General features: G+C 65.2%; 13 protein-coding genes. 4 read left to right on the top strand and 9 right to left on the bottom strand.

Features of this window, described 5'->3' with window-relative positions:
• Positions 1–14: 14 nt before the first annotated feature.
• From FHW64_RS31170 to yghU, 9 genes are all read right to left on the bottom strand, one after another.
• Positions 15–1223: an alpha/beta hydrolase gene (locus FHW64_RS31170; protein ID WP_184532761.1), complete on the bottom strand. Its 1209-nt coding sequence runs from the start codon at positions 1221–1223 to the stop codon at positions 15–17.
• Positions 1189–2319 carry a PepSY domain-containing protein gene (locus tag FHW64_RS31165; protein ID WP_184532759.1) on the bottom strand — a complete coding sequence of 377 codons (1131 nt, stop codon included), beginning with the start codon at positions 2317–2319 and terminating at the stop codon, positions 1189–1191. Before FHW64_RS31165 ends, FHW64_RS31170 begins: the two co-directional genes overlap by 35 nt.
• A 12-nt stretch (positions 2320–2331) precedes the next feature.
• Positions 2332–4800 (bottom strand): TonB-dependent receptor, encoded by a 2469-nt coding sequence (locus tag FHW64_RS31160; protein WP_184532757.1) that lies wholly within the window; start codon positions 4798–4800, stop codon positions 2332–2334.
• A gap of 104 nt (positions 4801–4904) precedes the next feature.
• Positions 4905–5903 carry a FecR domain-containing protein gene (locus tag FHW64_RS31155; protein WP_184532755.1) on the bottom strand — a complete coding sequence of 333 codons (999 nt, stop codon included), beginning with the start codon at positions 5901–5903 and terminating at the stop codon, positions 4905–4907.
• A gap of 5 nt (positions 5904–5908) precedes the next feature.
• On the bottom strand, positions 5909–6415 hold the full coding sequence (locus FHW64_RS31150; RefSeq protein ID WP_184532753.1) for a sigma-70 family RNA polymerase sigma factor: 507 nt from the start codon (positions 6413–6415) through the stop codon (positions 5909–5911).
• 354 nt (positions 6416–6769) lie between these two features.
• Positions 6770–7195, bottom strand: coding sequence for a serine/threonine protein kinase (locus FHW64_RS31145; protein WP_184532751.1), 426 nt, complete (start codon positions 7193–7195; stop codon positions 6770–6772).
• A gap of 106 nt (positions 7196–7301) precedes the next feature.
• Positions 7302–8774 carry an MDR family MFS transporter gene (locus FHW64_RS31140; RefSeq protein WP_184532925.1) on the bottom strand — a complete coding sequence of 491 codons (1473 nt, stop codon included), beginning with the start codon at positions 8772–8774 and terminating at the stop codon, positions 7302–7304.
• A gap of 421 nt (positions 8775–9195) precedes the next feature.
• Positions 9196–9828: a glutathione S-transferase family protein gene (locus FHW64_RS31135; RefSeq protein WP_184532749.1), complete on the bottom strand. Its 633-nt coding sequence runs from the start codon at positions 9826–9828 to the stop codon at positions 9196–9198.
• Positions 9825–10691, bottom strand: a complete 867-nt coding sequence (gene yghU / locus FHW64_RS31130) for a glutathione-dependent disulfide-bond oxidoreductase (RefSeq protein WP_184532747.1) — start codon at positions 10689–10691, stop codon at positions 9825–9827. Before yghU ends, FHW64_RS31135 begins: the two co-directional genes overlap by 4 nt.
• Before the next feature lie 137 nt (positions 10692–10828).
• On the opposite strand from yghU, the gene FHW64_RS31125 reads away from it, so the two are divergent.
• From FHW64_RS31125 to FHW64_RS31110, 4 genes are all read left to right on the top strand, one after another.
• Positions 10829–11275, top strand: a complete 447-nt coding sequence (locus FHW64_RS31125; RefSeq protein ID WP_409350663.1) for a group III truncated hemoglobin — start codon at positions 10829–10831, stop codon at positions 11273–11275.
• Between the two features lie 105 nt (positions 11276–11380).
• Complete coding sequence (locus tag FHW64_RS31120; RefSeq protein WP_184532745.1) at positions 11381–11869, top strand: hypothetical protein; 489 nt, start codon at positions 11381–11383, stop codon at positions 11867–11869.
• 90 nt (positions 11870–11959) lie between these two features.
• Positions 11960–13681, top strand: coding sequence for a SpoIIE family protein phosphatase (locus FHW64_RS31115; RefSeq protein WP_184532743.1), 1722 nt, complete (start codon positions 11960–11962; stop codon positions 13679–13681).
• Complete coding sequence (locus FHW64_RS31110) at positions 13678–16143, top strand: response regulator (protein ID WP_184532741.1); 2466 nt, start codon at positions 13678–13680, stop codon at positions 16141–16143. Before FHW64_RS31115 ends, FHW64_RS31110 begins: the two co-directional genes overlap by 4 nt.

Genomic DNA, 16143 nt, shown 5'->3' with positions numbered 1-16143 from the left:
CACCGGAGTGCTGCTCAGGGCGCGTTGAAGTAGCAGGTGAGCCCGTCCTCGTCACCCTTGATCCCATAGATCTTTCGATCGATCTCGCCCGCCTCGAGGTCGCGCTTCGAACTGAAGATGCGCCCGAAAACGGTCTGCATGTGCTTGGGCATCTTGTCCTGGGCGAAGTACCCATGCCCACCGAATCCGTTCATCGCGTTGGTGCAGCTGATGTAGCGCATGTAGGACTCACGGAAGCGATCCGGCGTGGGGTCCGTTCCGAGTTTGAGCTGACTGTTGCTCCCAAGGTCGAGGTCCGCGACGGCCGCGCCGGCCAGCACCGAGTCGCCCTTGTTGAAGGTCACGAAGAGCTGGCTTAGCGGCCGAATCTTGCCGATCCAGTTTCGGTGATCGCTGGCGCGCACGCACGGCGCAAGAAGCGCAACATTCCGGGCTGTAGCGAGAGACTCCGCAACGACCGGAATGTCCAGCGAGTACTGAAGGAACTGGGCTCCCAGGCTGTGAGCGGCCAATGTGAACGGCTGCGCGTTCGCATCCAGTCGTGCGGCAGCCACCATCCGCAGGAAGCGCGCGAGAGCGTCGACCGAATTCTTACCGTTGAGGACTGCCTGGTGGTATCGATGAATCATCGACTGAATGGGCGATTCCCTTCGATTGCCGGCGTTGACCGCACTCAGGTCGTTCTCGTCGCCAGAATCCGCGCTGGGGATGACGCCCGGCCCCAGCGTGCCGTCGGCCTGGAAGCCCTCCGATGGCCATGAGAAGCCAACGACCTGCACGCCGTACAGCGACTCAAGCTTCAGGCAACGCTCGAAGCACTTCGCCGGCGTATTGTTGAAGCCGTGGATGTAGATCAGGACCGGCGCCGCTCCCTGGAAGATCGGAACGAGCGCCTGCTTCGAGTCGGCATCGTTCACATCGGAATCGATGTCTGCGACAGACCACCCTTTCTTGCCCTTTCTGGCCACCGTCGCCATTCCAAGGATCTCGGAGCCCTGACTGAAGCCCGCCCCAAATGCAGACTCGTCAGAACTCGCCTGCATCGTGCGATTCGTGAATATCAGCATGGCTCCTCCAATCGTTTGGTGTGAATTCTCAATCTCGGCTCGCGATCGCAGACCGCGGCGGACTCGAATTGACAACGGAACGCACGGGATCTTCGTCCCCAATGGAGAGGAGAAAGACGGGTCACGTCCGCGGCCGGCGACGCCAATGCCGCCCAACCCACAAGTACACACCGCTGCCAAGCACCGCAATGGTGATCAGGTCCAGCGTCGCCCAAAGGACTTTCATCGGCATGGCGCCGTAGTCTCCGAAGTGCAGCGGCCGCGCCAGCTGCACTGCGCTCAAGTACCACGGCACATGGCCAATGCTCGAAAGCTCACCGGTTGCCGCATCAACCAAAGCGGGCTGGAAAAGTCGCGATCGAAGCGGACTGTCGCCGATGGCCCAGACCAGGTAGTGATGTGGACTGCCCAGTTCGCCGTCCGGATAGCGCACGCTGCGGATCTTCATGCCGGGCAAGGCCCGGGCTACTGCATCGGCGGCCCCCTGCACGGACGCGAGTTCCGTGGGCATGGGCTTGCCCGCGTACGGCTTCAGTAGATCCCGGATCGCGGTCTCGCGCCAACGGCCGTAGAGCGGTTCGGAAACCTCGTTGAGTACCCCCGTCACGCCGACAACCAGAACCCAGGCCACCGTCGAGATGCCGAGCAGATTGTGCAGATCCAGCCACCGCACGCGGCGCCCCTTGTGCTGCCGAACGGTTCCGAAATCGAGCTTGCGCATGAACGGTGCGTACAGAACCACGCCCGACACCGTCGCAACGAGAAAGAGGATGCCCATCGCACCCAGGAACAGTTCGCCGACCTCACCGGCCAGCAAGCCCTTGTGCAGCCAGAACATGACCGCGATGAAGTCGGGCCTTGCCTCCGCTGCGGAGCGGCGCTGCTCGAGAACGCGCCCGGTACGGGCATCGAACCGGACGACGTGATTGAGCTTCCGATCCGCGTCATATGTCGGCGCGAGCGCGATCCAGATTTCGGAGCGATCGTCCTCCAGACTGATCCAGCGCACTGTCTCCGAAGGGAAGAGACCGTTGGGACCGCGTGCAGCCGCCACCAGCATGTCGAGATCGGCATGCCGTGCGTCGGCGCCTGCAGCCGAAGGCGCGACGGCCTCGGCCTGCCAGGTCTCGATCTCGTCCCTGAAGACGAGCGGCAACCCTGTCACGCACAGCAGAAGCAGGAACAACGTGCAGACCAGGCTGCTCCACTTGTGGACTTGGTACCAGCCTCGGAAGCCGGCCGCCGACGCCATGTGCGCCTTCCGTCAGAAGTCAAACGTGGCGGACAACTGCAGCGTGCGAGGAGAGCTCTGAACGAGATAGCCGTCGACTGCGGCAGCCCAATAGCTCTTGTTGGTCAGGTTCTGGACGTTGAGGCGGATCGTGGTCGGTGTTCCGTTCCATTGGGTTCGGTAACGCACACCGGCGTCGTAACGGGTCCATGACGGGATCGGCTGCAGATTGGCGAGATCCAGGTATTGCCCGTCCGTGTAGATGGCGCGCGCGGAGAAGGTCAGGCCTTGAATGCCCGGGATATCCCATTCGCCTCCCAGGTTGAACTGGACCTTGGGCGCACCGGTGACTTGCTTGCCGTCGTTGATGCCGCCCGCCGTCGCCGTCTGCTTGGCGTTCACGAAGGCAACGCCGCCGAGCAGCCGAACGCCTCGCGTGATCTCGCCGAAGGTGTTCAGCTCGAGCCCGCGCGTACGCTGCTCGCCGTTGATGCCATAGACCAGGGTTTTGGGGTCGGTGAAGCCGTTCGGCGTCGTCAACTGATACGCGCCCAGCGTGGTCGCGAAGCCCCCGAAGTCGACCTTCACGCCGGCTTCGTACTGCTTGGAGACATAAGGCGCAAAGACCTCACCTGCATTCGACGATCCCGCCGCCGCGGTGGGGCCTTGCTGGAGCCCCTCGATGTAGTTGGCGTACAGCGAAACATTGTCCGCGGCCTTGAACAACACACCGACGCCGGGCGTGGTCACGGACTTGTCGTAGCTGGTGAGCGTGCTGCCGTTGGTGGGGCTGAAGTTCTCGGACTTCACGCTCTGGTACCTCAGGCCCAGCATCACCTGCAGCCTGTCGTCCATCATCGACAGCGTGTCGGCGACCGCGAGCCCGGAAGCGGTGGTTTCCCCCGTCTTGGGCACATCGGATGGTCCGGCCAAACCAGCAATGCTCGGTTGCGCAATGAACACCGGCGCGTAGATGTTGGTATAGGTGTTCGCGAGATTGTTCAGGATGATCCCATTGCTGACCCACAGGCCTGAAGCACTCACGACCCAGCTATGCCCGACCGTGCCGGTGACGAAGCGCCCACGCAGTCCGGTTTCGGCCGTCGAGCTGTCCCGATAGACCGGCCAGTACACCTGCCGCTGCAGCAGGTTCCCGTTGGCCGCGTACAAGATGGAGTTGGCGAACAGTTCTTCCTCGCGCATCCGGGATGCACCGACGGCAGCGTAGGCCGTCAGGTCCGGAGAGATGTCGACCTCGCCGCGCAGCGTGCCCATGAGCGACTCGGTGTTGTCATAGGACCAACGCTGCTGCCAGTTCTGGCCCGAGGGGGGTGGTGCCGGAATGGGAAAACCGGACAGCACGTAAGTCGTGCGCGAGGGAGACTGCGCATCGTTCTTTCGATATCCCAAGTCCGCCGACAGCCGAACGTTGTCTTTGCGGTAGTCGAGCGCCAGAGCGCCCATGGCGATCTTCTTGGACTGGCCCTCCGTCGCCGTGTCGCCGTCGCTATAGGCGCCGTTGAATCGCACGCCCAAGCGCTCGTCTTCGCCGAAACGCCGGCTCACGTCGGCACTGACACCGAACTGCGAATCGGAGATGTAGCCTGTCGACAGTCTGGTGAGCGGCGTGCTCGTCGCACGCTTGGGAACCAGGTTGATGCTGCCGCCGACGCCGCCGATCGGGCCCAGGCCATTGAGCAAGGCATTGGCGCCAGTGATGACCTCGACGCGCTCCAGTGCTTCCACGCCCGGAGAGGTCAGGCCGTAGAGGCCCCCGTAGGCTATGTCGAGCGCCTTCACCTTGTTGCCCCGGACGGTGAAATCCGTCGTGACGTCGTTGTCCGGATAGATGAAGCGGAACGCAGGGTTGTTGTCGACCACATCCGCGATGGTCCGAGCCTGCTGGTCCTGGACTGTCTGGGCCGTGTAGGACGTCACGCTGAACGGCGTGTCCATGAAGTCCTTGTTTCCCAGCAACCCGACCCGTCCGCCTCGTGCGACCTGGCCGCCGCTGTAGGGCGCTGGCAGGTCGCCGGGCGATTGCGCCAAAGCGGTCACCACCACCTGCGGCAGACTCGAGACCGAATCCGCAGCCTCTGACTCCGCTGCGGACAGCTTGCGCAGGGCATAGTTCCCGCCACCGACAGGCTCGGCCTTCCAGCCACTGCCGCGCAGTAGTTGTGAGAAACCCTCTTCCACGGAGTAGAGACCCTGAAGTCCCGGCGACTGCAGGCCCTTGAGGTCCGCCGAGCTGAATGAGATCGCCACGCCGGCCGCGCCCGCGAAGCGGCTGACAGCTGGTGCCAAGGGACCGGCGGGGATGTCGAAGCGGCGCGCTGCAGAGGCGCTCGCAGCCGGAGCGCCGGATGCCTGTGCCTGGACGAAGCCCGGCGCGGCCGCCAATGTGCCCAGCAGCACGATGTGAGCGGCACGGGCGATGAGATGTACGGAGAACCCGGCCTTGGTCAGCGCGGAGAACGATGCGGAGCGAGCGACAGTCATGAAATCGAAATCCCTCAGGTTTGGAGCGTCTGAGCGACGCCTTCGGGAGGGAAGTCGAATGAGCCGCGCCAAAAGTGCACGGCGTCGCGAAAAAAATTGCTCGCTCAGCGGGGCATGACCCGCACCCAGTAGCGCGTGCGGGTTTCGATGCGCACCGGCAGCCCGGTCGCCAGCACCGCGAGTGCGCGATCCGTGTCGGGAACGGGAAAGGCGCCGGAAACCGGCAGGCCGGCAATGCTCGGGTCACAGCTCAGCACACCACTGCGGTAGCGGCCGAGTTCCGACAGCAGCTCGGCGAGCGGCATGTCGTTCGCGACGATGCTCCCCTGGCGCCAGGCATCGGCCACCGGATCGGCAGCCACGACCTCCCCGACGCCCCCCGGACCGAAGCGCAGTTGCTGGCCCGCCCGGAGCAGGATGGGCGAATCCGAAGCGCCTCCTGCTGCAGACCGAACCTCGACCGCCTTATCCAGGACCGTGACCCGCGTGGCATCAGCATCGGTGCGCACCAGAAAGCGTGTGCCGAGCGCACGGATGCGGCCATGCGCCGTATCGACCAGGAAAGGCCGCGCACCACCCGATGGGACCATCTGAGGATCCGGCGCGGTTTGCACAAGGATTTCACCCGCATGCAGCAACAGCAGGCGCTGGGAAGCGTTGAAGGCCACGTCGACGGCCGTGCGCGTGTTGAGCACGAGCCTGGAGCCGTCAGCGAGCTTGAGGTCCCGCAACTCGCCAACGCCCGTGCGCAGATCCGCCATCCACTCCTGTCGAGCCGGCTGGCGCCAGCCCCACCAAGCCAGCGCGCTGGTACCCAGCACCACGGCAACGCTGCGCAGCACGACGCGGCGCGTATGGGCTTCGGCATGGACCGCGGCGTTCAAGGCTGGAGCGGCAAGCGCACCGGGCACTGCGGCCAGCCGGCGCTGCATGGCTCCGACACGCTCCCAGGCGGCAGCGTTGAGCGACTGCGCTGCGTGCCAGGCCTCCCAACGTTGGCGGTCCTGATCGGTGGCGGTGCCGGAACACAAGTGCGCATACCAGGCAGCCGCCTCTTCGATGGCCCGTACTTCCGAGGCGGCGCGGATGGGAGGTGCAGACATTGCCGTCAAGGCTGCATGAGACAGATGTGCGCGACAGCCTGCGCCATGTACTTGTTGACTGTCCGCAAACCCATGTTCAGGCGCTCGGCGATCTGAGCGTAGGTCAACCCCTCGAGCTGAGAGAGGATGAAGACCTGCTTGAGCCGGCTTCCCAGGCCATCGAGCATGGCGTCGATTTCATAGAGAGCCTCCAACAAGATGGCGCGCTCCTCGCACGACAACGCCAGAGGTTGGGGCCAGTGCGCCAAGGCTTCGAGATACGCGCGCTCGAGCGCTTGACGCCGATAGTGGTCAACCACCACCCGACCCGCAATAGTGGCCAGATAGCTGCGCGGCTCGCGGATCAGCTGGGCGTTGCGGTCGACCAGGATCCGAACAAAGGTGTCGTGCGCGAGGTCGGCCGCATCGAAGGCACTGCCGAGCTTGCCGCGCAGCCATCCCTGCAACCAGCCGTGGTGGTCACGGTAGAGGAACTCGACACTGTGATGGGAGGCAGGGTCCAACGCGGACATGAGCTGAATGGCCCCCCAGCAATGGCTGAAGAGTCAATCTAAATGCGAATTAATCGCAATTGTAGATCACGATCGCGTCGGGCCTAGGCCGACTGTCCTTCGTGGTCGCCGGGATCCTCTCCTCCATGCTCTTCAGTTGAAGAGTCCGGTGGAACCTTGTTTTCTCGAGCCTGCTGGTCCAGCCACTCAGCGGCACTTGGCTGTACCTTCGCCTCCTCTTGGGATAGCGCTTGAATGGTTGCTACAAGCTCGTCTCGCCGGGACATGATTCCGTTATACGGGTCTCGATGAAGCGATTTGTAGGCGCATCGCAGGTTGCAGCAGTCGCTGAGGCTGACGTGGCATGGCTGCCGACTATTTGGGTGTCCCCGTCTTTTCCTTCGGGTTCGTTGGCACATCAGGACGCTCGCCCTTGACGCCGGCTTGCGGCTTGAGCTCGCCACTGCTGGGTTTCACCTCCGCTCGACCCATTGCGCCCGTGGGCTGAGGAGCATTTGGCTGATTGTTCGTCATCGTCGAAGGTTCGCCTTTGGGCACCGTGGTGTTTGCGGGGCTGCGGTTCTCTGCGCGAGCTTCAGACTTCACCGCCTCGCGCGAAGCCGGGTTGCTTCCATCGGGCCGCTGCGTAGGATTCGCCACGCCGGCGGGCGTCTTGGTGCTCGCTTGTCCTCCCTTTGCAGGATCGGGAGCAGCTGGCACCGCAGTCGTCTGGGAAAGACTCGCACCTGCAAAGCTCAGCAGCCCAACGACCACCGCGAGTGCAGAAAGTCCAGGTTTCATGGTGTTCTCCTACTCTTGTCGAGAAGCACCAATCTAGAGTGCGTCCAAGCGGGCCTTGTGAGGCGCCGACATGAAATCACGTAGGTCGTTGGGGTCCCGCGTTGGTTCAACGCGCTTCGACGGCCCTCACGCTCATGCCCTGGCGCGGTAGCAGCAGCGCCAGCGCCAGGATCACCCCGCTCATCGCCAGCATCACCACGAAGGTCAAGTGCAGCGACGAGCCGACAGCCAGACGCAAGCCCGCTTCGCCGACGTTGGAAGCGGCAGTGCCCTGTAGCAGGTCGCGCAACTGCTCCTCCGGCACCGAGATGCCACCGTTGTGGCGGACGAGTCCGAAGTTGAAGACGGCGCCGAAGAAGGTGGCACCGAGCGCGCTGCCGAGGTTGCGGGAGAAGATGTTGGAGGCGGTGGCGCTACCGCGCTGCGCCATGGTCACCGACTCCTGAATCAGGATCAGCGAGCACAGGCTCAGCAGGCCCATCCCGAGGCCCATGAGGAAAGAGCCGATGCCGGCGGATGTTGGCGAGCCATCCGAATGCAGGAGTGCGAAAACTGCGGCGCCGGACGGCACCAGCATCGATCCGATCAACATAAGCCGCCTGAGGCCCACACGCATGAAACTGCGCGACGCGATGGTGGCGCCGATCGGCCAACCGAGCATCACCATCGTGAGCGCCAGGCCGGCGACCACTGGCGATTGCCCCAGCACCACCTGCACGTACATCGGCAGGAAGCTGGTGACGCCGATCAGCGCCATGCCGGTCAGCAGCGCCGAGCCGTTGACGGTGGCGATGATGCGTCGGCTCCAGAGCTCGAACGACACCATCGGGTCGGCGACGCGGCGCTCCTGGAAGGTGAACAGCACTGCGACAACGACGAAGACGCCAGCCCAGCTCCAGGCTTCCGTGGTGTGGCCGAGGCCGCTTTCCGTCAGGCAGATCATCAGCGAAGCGATGCCGGCGGTGAACAGCAGGGCGCCTGGGAGGTCAATGGAAGCTCGTCGCGTCACTGGCGCCTCGCGCAGATGAATCCAGAAGCCAGCCGCGGCGGCCAGCCCGATCGGTACGTTCATCCAGAAGATCCAGCTCCACGACAGCCGTGTGACGATCAGCGCTCCGAGCATCGGCCCGAGCACCGCCGACACTGCCCACACGCTCGCCAGGTAGCCCTGCACTTTGCCGCGCTCCTGCACTGGATAGAGATCGCCGACGATGGTCAATGAGACCGGCTGGATCGCGCCGGCGCCGATGCCCTGGATGAGCCGGAAGGCGATCATTGCCGGCATCGACCAGGCGAACCCGGCCGCAACGGAACCGATCAGAAAAATTGCGATGCCGACGAGGATCACGGGCTTGCGGCCATAGATGTCCGACAGCTTGCCGAAGACGACCGTCATCGCTGTCTGCGCCAGCAGGAACGAGGCGAAGACCCAGCTATAGAGGCTCAGGCCGCCGAGCTGCGAGGCGATCTGCGGCATCACGGTGGCGACGATCGTCGCTTCGATCGCGACCATGGCCATCGAGGCCATGACGGCCAGGATGACCATCGGCCGGTTGGTGCTTGTGGGAGTGCTGGAGATGGCAGACATCGGTGCAAGGCGCAGGACTTGGAGCCACGCGCCGGAAGATGGCGCAAAGGACTCGGGGAAAACGTCGCATGCTAGCGGTGCCGGCGCATTCCTGCTGGGCGCGGGCCAATCGTGCCCTGCCCTTGCCACCTGGCCTGTTCCATCAGGCCAGGCGCTGCGCGACTCGGCGAGCCGTTCGGAATCGCGCCTGCTTGATAGAGGCGCAGACGCGAGCTATTCGCTGTGGGCAGCTGTTGAGATAGTCGCTGACACTATCCGAACGCATCAAAGCGGCGTAGAGTTCAGGCGGGTCTTCCGGTGCGCCTCTCACGTAGGCAATTGCAGCCTCTCGCAGGCAAACGCAGCATGACGGGAGTCCCGGTCCGGCGGCACGTTGCCGCCGGACTCCTCGCCTTCCCAAGCGCCGAGAGCCTCAGAGTGCCATCGATGGGTGCTGCGCCATCGCCAGGCGCCAGCGCTGCAGGTGTGGACGCGTCTCGTCGACCCTGACCTTCACCACTCGCGCGAAGTCAACTGCCACGACCGCGGTGATGTCCGCGATGCTGAAGCGATCGGCCGCAATGAACTCATGCTCCGTCAGGCGCGCGTCGAGCGTGTCGAAGAAGCGCTGGACCCGCTCAAGGCCACGCGCTGCCAGTTCCGGGATCTGCGCGTAGTCCACCGGGCCGGGCAGCGCGCGATTGACGAGCCCCGGGGAGCTGTTGCGCAAGGTTTCGGCGATCGCGAGCAGGCCTTCGAATTCCACGCGCCAGTTCCAGCTCGCAATCGCGGCCTTTTCCTCCGGTGTGGTTCCCAGCAACGGCGGTTCAGGGTAGCGGGCCTCCAGGTAGGCCGTGATGGCTGCGTTGTCCGTCAGCCGAAGTCCTTCCTCTGTCTGCAGGACGGGCACGGTGCATTGCGGGTTGACCTTGCGAAACGCCTCGCCGAGCTGCTCGCCGTTGCGCAGGTCCACTTCGACCGTCGTGTGCGCAATGCCCTTCTCGGCGAGAAGGATGCGCGCGCGGCGGGGGCTCGGCGCCGTGGCGCAGTCGTAGAGGGTGATCACAGCTTGTCCTCCGTGCGCGTCTGGAAGTCCGCCGCATCATGGCGCTCGTGCAACTGGCTGGACGGCTGGCCCCAGGTGCGATTGACCATGCGACCCCGCTGCGCCGCCGGCCGCGCGGCGATCTCGTTGGTCCAGCGCAGCACATGGGTGTATTCCTGCACCTGCAGAAATTCGCCGGCCTCGTAGAGCTGCCCCTTGGCCAGCGCGCCGTACCAGGGCCACACGGCCATGTCGGCGATGGAGTACTCGTCCCCCGCCAGGTAGGCGCTCTCCGCGAGGCGCCGGTCCAGCACGTCGAGCTGGCGCTTGACCTCCATCGCGTAGCGATCGATGGCGTATTCGATCTTGTCCGGCGCGTAGGCGTAGAAGTGCCCGAAGCCGCCGCCGAGGAAGGGCGCACTGCCCATCTGCCAGAACAGCCACGACAGGCACTCGGCACGCTGCGCGGCATTCGCCGGAAGAAAGGCATCGCTGAACTTCTGCGCGAGGTGCAAGAGGATCGCTCCGGACTCGAACACGCGAACAGGCTGCGGCCCGCTGCGATCCATCAAGGCCGGGATCTTCGAATTCGGATTGGCCGCGACAAAGCCGCTGCCGAACTGCTCGCCCTCGTTGATGCGGATCAGCCACGCGTCGTATTCCGCACCCTGGTGGCCGAGTTCGAGCAGCTCCTCGAGCATCACCGTGACCTTCACGCCGTTGGGCGTCGCGAGCGAATAGAGCTGCAGCGGGTGCCGTCCCACCGGCAGCTCGTGATCATGGGTCGCACCGGCGATCGGGCGGTTGATGTTGGCGAAGCGCCCACCGCTTGCCTTGTTCCAGGTCCAGACGGTGGGTGGCGTGTAGGGCGTGGCATCAGTCATGCGGCGGTCTCCGGCTTCCTTGGGTGGTGAGATCGGCGCAATGATGTCAGACCTCACGCTTCATTGATCATCGTCAAGATCCTCTTCCGGCGGGCGTACTAGCCTCTGACCACAGCCACGTGGGAAAGGAGCACCGCATGTACTCGGATCAGGAGCCAATGGCCATTCGCACGATTGCGCCTTTCCCGCCGCCTCCGCAAGCCGTCACCGAGGAAGAGGTGATCCGCCTCGTGGAAAGCTTCTATTCCAAGGTCCGCAACGACGAAGAGCTGGCACCGGTCTTCGAAGCCTACCTGGCGGACTGGGACCAACACATCGCGAAGATGATCGACTTCTGGTCGTCGGCGCTCCGGGGCACCGGCCGGTACAAGGGAACCCCGATGCCGAAGCACGCGGCACTCCACGGCCTGACGGCGCAGCTCTTTCATCGGTGGCTCGCGCTGTTCTGGAAGACCACCGCCGAATCGGGCAACGCCGTGCTGCAGCAGCGCGCAGACGATCTCGCACGTCGCATGGCTGGCGGACTCTGGCACGGCTACCAGATGGCTCGCGCCGAAGCCGCCGACACCGCATCCGGTTCGTAGGCGACGGGGCCAGAGAGCCTCTGCCTGCACCATGGTCGGCCGGAAGTCAGGAAATCGCTGGAAGCTCGGCGCCAGGAAAATCTGCTTCAACACTGGAGAAACACCATGGGATTGCTCGATTTGCTACAGCAGGCGATAGGCGGAAATCCGGAGGCCCACTTCGATCAGGTCGTGCAGAACGCATCGACCGACCAGCTCGGTGCAGGCCTCGCCGCCGCGATGCGCTCTGACCAGACGCCACCTTTCAGCGACTTGGTCGGAAAGCTCTTCAACGTGTCCTCTTCGTCGCAGCAGGCAGGCATGCTGAACCAGATCCTTGCCACGCTGGGCCCGGCCGCGGTGTCCGCGGCAGCGGGCGGCGCGCTGGGCCGCGTTCTTGCGCCCGGCCAGACCCAGCTGACACCCGATCAGGCTTCGCAGCTGACGCCCGGGCAGGTCACCGAGATCGCCGCGCACGCCGAGCAGGCGCATCCGGGCATCGTCGACGAAGTGAGCCAGTTCTATGCGCAGCACGCCGGACTCATCAAGATGATCGGCGGCGCCGCCCTGGCCGTCACGCTCGCGAAGATGAAGGAACACGCGACCCAGCGCTGAGTTGGTTCAGGGCGCCGTCGGCGACTTGCCATCGGGGCCGCCGGCTCGGAGAATTCCTCCCCAGCACGGCCCTTGTGGCCGGCTGACGCGATGAACCCCGACCCCGCCCCTCCCGTCGCACTGGTCGTCGACGATGAGCCGGTAACCCGCCTGATGGTGAAGCGGGCGCTGGAGAAGCTCGGCTGCGCACCGGTGCTCGATGCACCCGACGGCATCGCGGCGCAGAAGATCCTGCGCGAGCACCCCGAAGTCGCGCTGGTCCTGACCGACATCATGATGCCCCGCATGGACGGGCTGGAATTGCTGCGCTGGGGGCGCGAGGCCGTGCCCGACGCCATGTGGATCGTGCTTTCAGGCCTTGAAACCTTCGACTCGGCGGTGACCGCGATCCGGCTGGGCGCCTTCGACTTCCTGCCGAAGTCGCCGCATTCGGAAGAGATGGCCGTCGCGGTGCGCAACGCGCTGGAGCGGCGGAACCTGCTGGCCGAACGCGAACGGCTTCATCGCGAGCTGCAACGCAAGGTGCGCCAGCTCGAGGAGACCTCCGAGGTGCTGCGGCGCGATCTCGAACGGGCCGAGGTGATCCAGCGCGCACTGCTGCCCCGCAGTCCGCCGCCCATGGAGGGCTATTGCATCCAGGCGCTCTACAGGCCGGGGCAGCACGTCGGTGGCGATCTCTACGACGTGGTGCGAATCGGCGATCGGCATCTTGCCTTCTACCTGGCCGATGCCACCGGGCATGGCGTGACCTCGGCGATGCTTTCCGTGCTGTTCAAGCAGCGACTGGTGCTGGTGGACCCTGCGACGGGCATCGCGCTGCCGCCCGCCGAGGTGCTGGCCGCGGTCAATCGCTCGATCTGCGAGGCGCATGCCGCGCCGGGCCTCTTCCTGACCGCCGTCTTCGGGTTGCTCGACACGTCGGAGTCGAGCCTCACACTGGCTTCGGCGGGGCATCCGCCGGTGATGCACGCGCGCGAAGGCCGCGAGACGCGCCTGATCCGTCGCACCGGCCCCGCGCTCGGGCTGGCGCAGGACGCGCATTTCGGCCAGGAGCGCCTGCAGCTCCTCGCGGGCGACCGGATCCTCGTCTATACCGACGGACTCCTGCCCTCGGGCTCGGAGCGCGAGCTGGACCTGTTGCAGCAGGTGCTCGCCAGGCCGCTCGCCAGTGCGCAGGAAGTGATGGCGGATCTGCATCGCGAAGCGCCGGCGGGTGCCGACCGCGACGACGTGACCATCCTCCTCATCGACGCGCACGCGGGCGCCTCATGGTTCGACAACGGCGCAGAGACGGAAACGGAAACGGAGACGCCCGCAGTCGACGCGCATGAAACGCTGGCGTCCGAGGATGAGGTCGTCTTCTGCGGCGAGACGAACCACGCCGCCTATCTGGCGCTGCGCGGTCGCGCCTCGTGGATGCAATGCGATGCCTTCCACGAGGCGGCGCTGACGGTACTGGACGGCGGGCGGCCCTTGGTGCTGGACCTGTCCGCGTGTGAGTACATGGACAGCACCTGTCTCGGCACGGTGCACGAGCTGGTCGCACGGGGTGGTGTGTCGCTCACCACCGTGAGCCCAGCCGTGCGCGGCCTCTTCGAGGAGCTGAGCATGGAACAGGTGCTCGCCGCGATCCACGAAGACCTGCCTGCTGCGCCCGAACTTCGCGCGCTGGGCGCAGGGCGCGATCACGCGCCCTCGCAGCGGCGGATCCTTCAGGCGCACGAAGCGCTCTCCGCGCTGAGCGAACGCAATCGCGAAGAGTTCAAGGACGTCGTCGATTCGCTGCGCAGCGAACAGGGTGGACCAGGATGAGCACTGTCATTCGCGTACTGCACCTGGAGGACGACGCGGCCGATGCAGAACGCATCCGCGACGGATTGCGGGGCGACGACGTGTCGTTCGAGATCATGTGGGTTCAGACGCGGGAAGACTTCGCCGCCGCGCTGCAGCGGCAGGCCTTCGACCTGGTGCTTATCGACTACGAGGCGGGCGGTATCGAGCTGCTGCGCGGCGTGCATCAGCAGCACGCCGAGACGCCGCTGATCATGGTTTCCAGGCACCTCCTGACCGAGGAAGAAGCGCTCGACTGCATGAAAGCCGGAGCCACGGACTATGTGCTCAAGGAGCGGCTGCGGCGGCTCGGCTTCTCGATGCGGCGCGCGTTCGCAGAACAACAGCAGCGAGCGGCGCTGCGACAAGCGGAAGAGGAACTGCGTGCGCTCAACACCGACCTCGAAGCGCGCGTGCACCAGCGCACCGCCGAACTCGAAACCGCCAATGCGTTCCTGAACTCGGTGCTCCACCACATTCCGTATCACATCCTTGTCAAGAACGCCGATGACCTGACGATCGTGCGCGTCAACCGCGCCTTCGAGCAGTTGAACGCACGCAAGCAGGAGGATCTGGTCGGCAAGACGGTCCACGACTTCGTGGTCTCGAAGGAAGAGGCCGACTTTTTCGCCGCCAAGGACAAGGAAGCCATTGCGTTGGGCCGTGAAGTGGACATTCCCGAAGAGCCCCTGCATGCGCGCGACGGCACCGTGCGTGTGCTGCACGCGAAGAAGGTTCCGATCCTCGACGAGTCCGGCCGGGCGCGCTATGTGCTGACCCTGTCTGAAGACGTGACGGAAAAGAAGCGGAAGGAGCGCGAGATCGAGCGGCTCAACGCCGCCCTCGCGCAACGCAGCGAAGAGGTAGAGGCCGCCAATCGCGCCAAGGGCACCTTCCTGGCCACCATGAGCCACGAGATCAGGACGCCCATGAACGGCATGCTGGGCATGCTGGAGCTCCTGAGCCTGACTGAGCTCGATGCCGAGCAGCGCGAGACGCTCGGCCTGGTGCGCGAATCGAGCCGCTCGCTGCTGCGCGTCATCGACGACATCCTCGACTTCTCGAAGATCGAGGCCGGCAAGCTGGAAGTGCGCCCCGAGGTCGTTTCGGTCAAGCGCCTGATCGAGGAGGTGCACAGCATCTATCTCGGCAATGCCAGCAGCAAGGGGCTGATCGTGCGACGCATGGTGGATACGCGCATCAGTCCGGCACTGCGGGTCGATCCGGTGCGGCTGCGGCAGATCCTCAACAACTTCGTCAGCAACGCGATCAAGTTCACCACGGAGGGTTGGATCGACATCAACGTGCAATGGCTCGGGCGTGGGGACGGACAGGAGCGACTGCGCTTCGAGGTCAAGGACACCGGCATCGGCATCTCGCCCGAGGACCAGGAGCGGTTGTTCCAGCCGTTCACCCAGGCCGAAGGCGACGCTGCCCGCAGGCGGCCGAGCGGCACCGGGCTGGGGCTGGTCATCTCCCGGCAGCTGGCGCAACTGATGGGCGGCTCGATCCGCCTGGAAAGCGAACACGGCAGGGGCACGACGCTCATCCTGGAACTGTCCCTCCCCATCGCCGAACAGCCGCCCGGCAGCGGCGACGGGACCATGGGCGCGCACGCGGTCGATACCGCCACGCGCCGAGCGGCGCCGAGCACCGCGCAGGCCGAGACGGAAGGAACCCTCGTGCTGCTCGTGGACGACCACCCCGTGAACCGCATGCTGCTGATGCGTCAGGTGCGGGCCCTCGGCTATGCCGCCCAGACCGCCGATGACGGCGTGCAGGCCCTGGAGATGTGGAAGTCGGGGCGGTTCGGGCTCGTCATCACCGACTGCCACATGCCGCACATGGACGGCTACGACCTCGCGCGCAGCATCCGCAGGCTCGAACCCGGCGTGGGTCGCGAACGCGTGCCGATCGTCGCCTGCACCGCGAATGCGCTGCAGGGCGAGGCCGAGTCGTGCCTCGCCGCCGGCATGGACGACTTCCTCGTCAAGCCGGTGGAACTGGCACAACTCAGCGAGAAGCTGGATCGGTGGCTGCCGCTGGCACGCACCGGCGAGGCATCCGCTGCGCCTCTTCAAATGAGCGGCAGCGACGCGCCCTCCTCCAGCCCGATCGACGAGGCGCTCCTGAGCGCGAAATGTGCTGGCGATGCATCGATGGTGGCCGAGGTCGTCGCGGCCTTCCGACGAACCTGCGAGGACGATTCGACCGCGCTCAGGCTCGCGGTGACGGCCGACGACGTCGCGCAGGTCACCCAGTTCGCCCACCGCATGGCGGGAGCCGGCAAGATGGTCGGCGCGCTGGCATTCGCGTCAGCATGCGAGAACATCGAGCGCGCCAGTCGCACAGGCCAGTGGAAGGCCGTGGTCACCGGCATGTCGGCGTTCGAACAGGAACTGGCGCGCCTCGGCGTCTACTTCGAGCACCACGCGCAACAGTAA

Source organism: Variovorax sp. Sphag1AA (assembly GCF_014192575.1).
In the GTDB taxonomy this organism is placed as follows: Bacteria; Pseudomonadota; Gammaproteobacteria; order Burkholderiales; family Burkholderiaceae_C; genus Variovorax.
This window is presented reverse-complemented; position numbering and strand designations above follow the sequence as displayed.

Bases quoted from the DNA above. Each gene is read 5' to 3' on its own strand.
- FHW64_RS31165 (WP_184532759.1), bottom strand. From the start codon at position 2,319: ATGGCGTCGGCGGCCGGCTTCCGAGGCTGGTACCAAGTCCACAAGTGG.
- FHW64_RS31110 (WP_184532741.1), top strand. From the start codon at position 13,678: ATGAGCACTGTCATTCGCGTACTGCACCTGGAGGACGACGCGGCCGAT.
- FHW64_RS31150 (WP_184532753.1), bottom strand. From the start codon at position 6,415: ATGTCCGCGTTGGACCCTGCCTCCCATCACAGTGTCGAGTTCCTCTAC.
- FHW64_RS31120 (WP_184532745.1), top strand. From the start codon at position 11,381: ATGGGATTGCTCGATTTGCTACAGCAGGCGATAGGCGGAAATCCGGAG.
- FHW64_RS31155 (WP_184532755.1), bottom strand. From the start codon at position 5,903: ATGTCTGCACCTCCCATCCGCGCCGCCTCGGAAGTACGGGCCATCGAA.
- FHW64_RS31125 (WP_409350663.1), top strand. From the start codon at position 10,829: ATGTACTCGGATCAGGAGCCAATGGCCATTCGCACGATTGCGCCTTTC.
- FHW64_RS31115 (WP_184532743.1), top strand. From the start codon at position 11,960: ATGAACCCCGACCCCGCCCCTCCCGTCGCACTGGTCGTCGACGATGAG.
- FHW64_RS31160 (WP_184532757.1), bottom strand. From the start codon at position 4,800: ATGACTGTCGCTCGCTCCGCATCGTTCTCCGCGCTGACCAAGGCCGGG.
- FHW64_RS31145 (WP_184532751.1), bottom strand. From the start codon at position 7,195: ATGAAACCTGGACTTTCTGCACTCGCGGTGGTCGTTGGGCTGCTGAGC.
- yghU (WP_184532747.1), bottom strand. From the start codon at position 10,691: ATGACTGATGCCACGCCCTACACGCCACCCACCGTCTGGACCTGGAAC.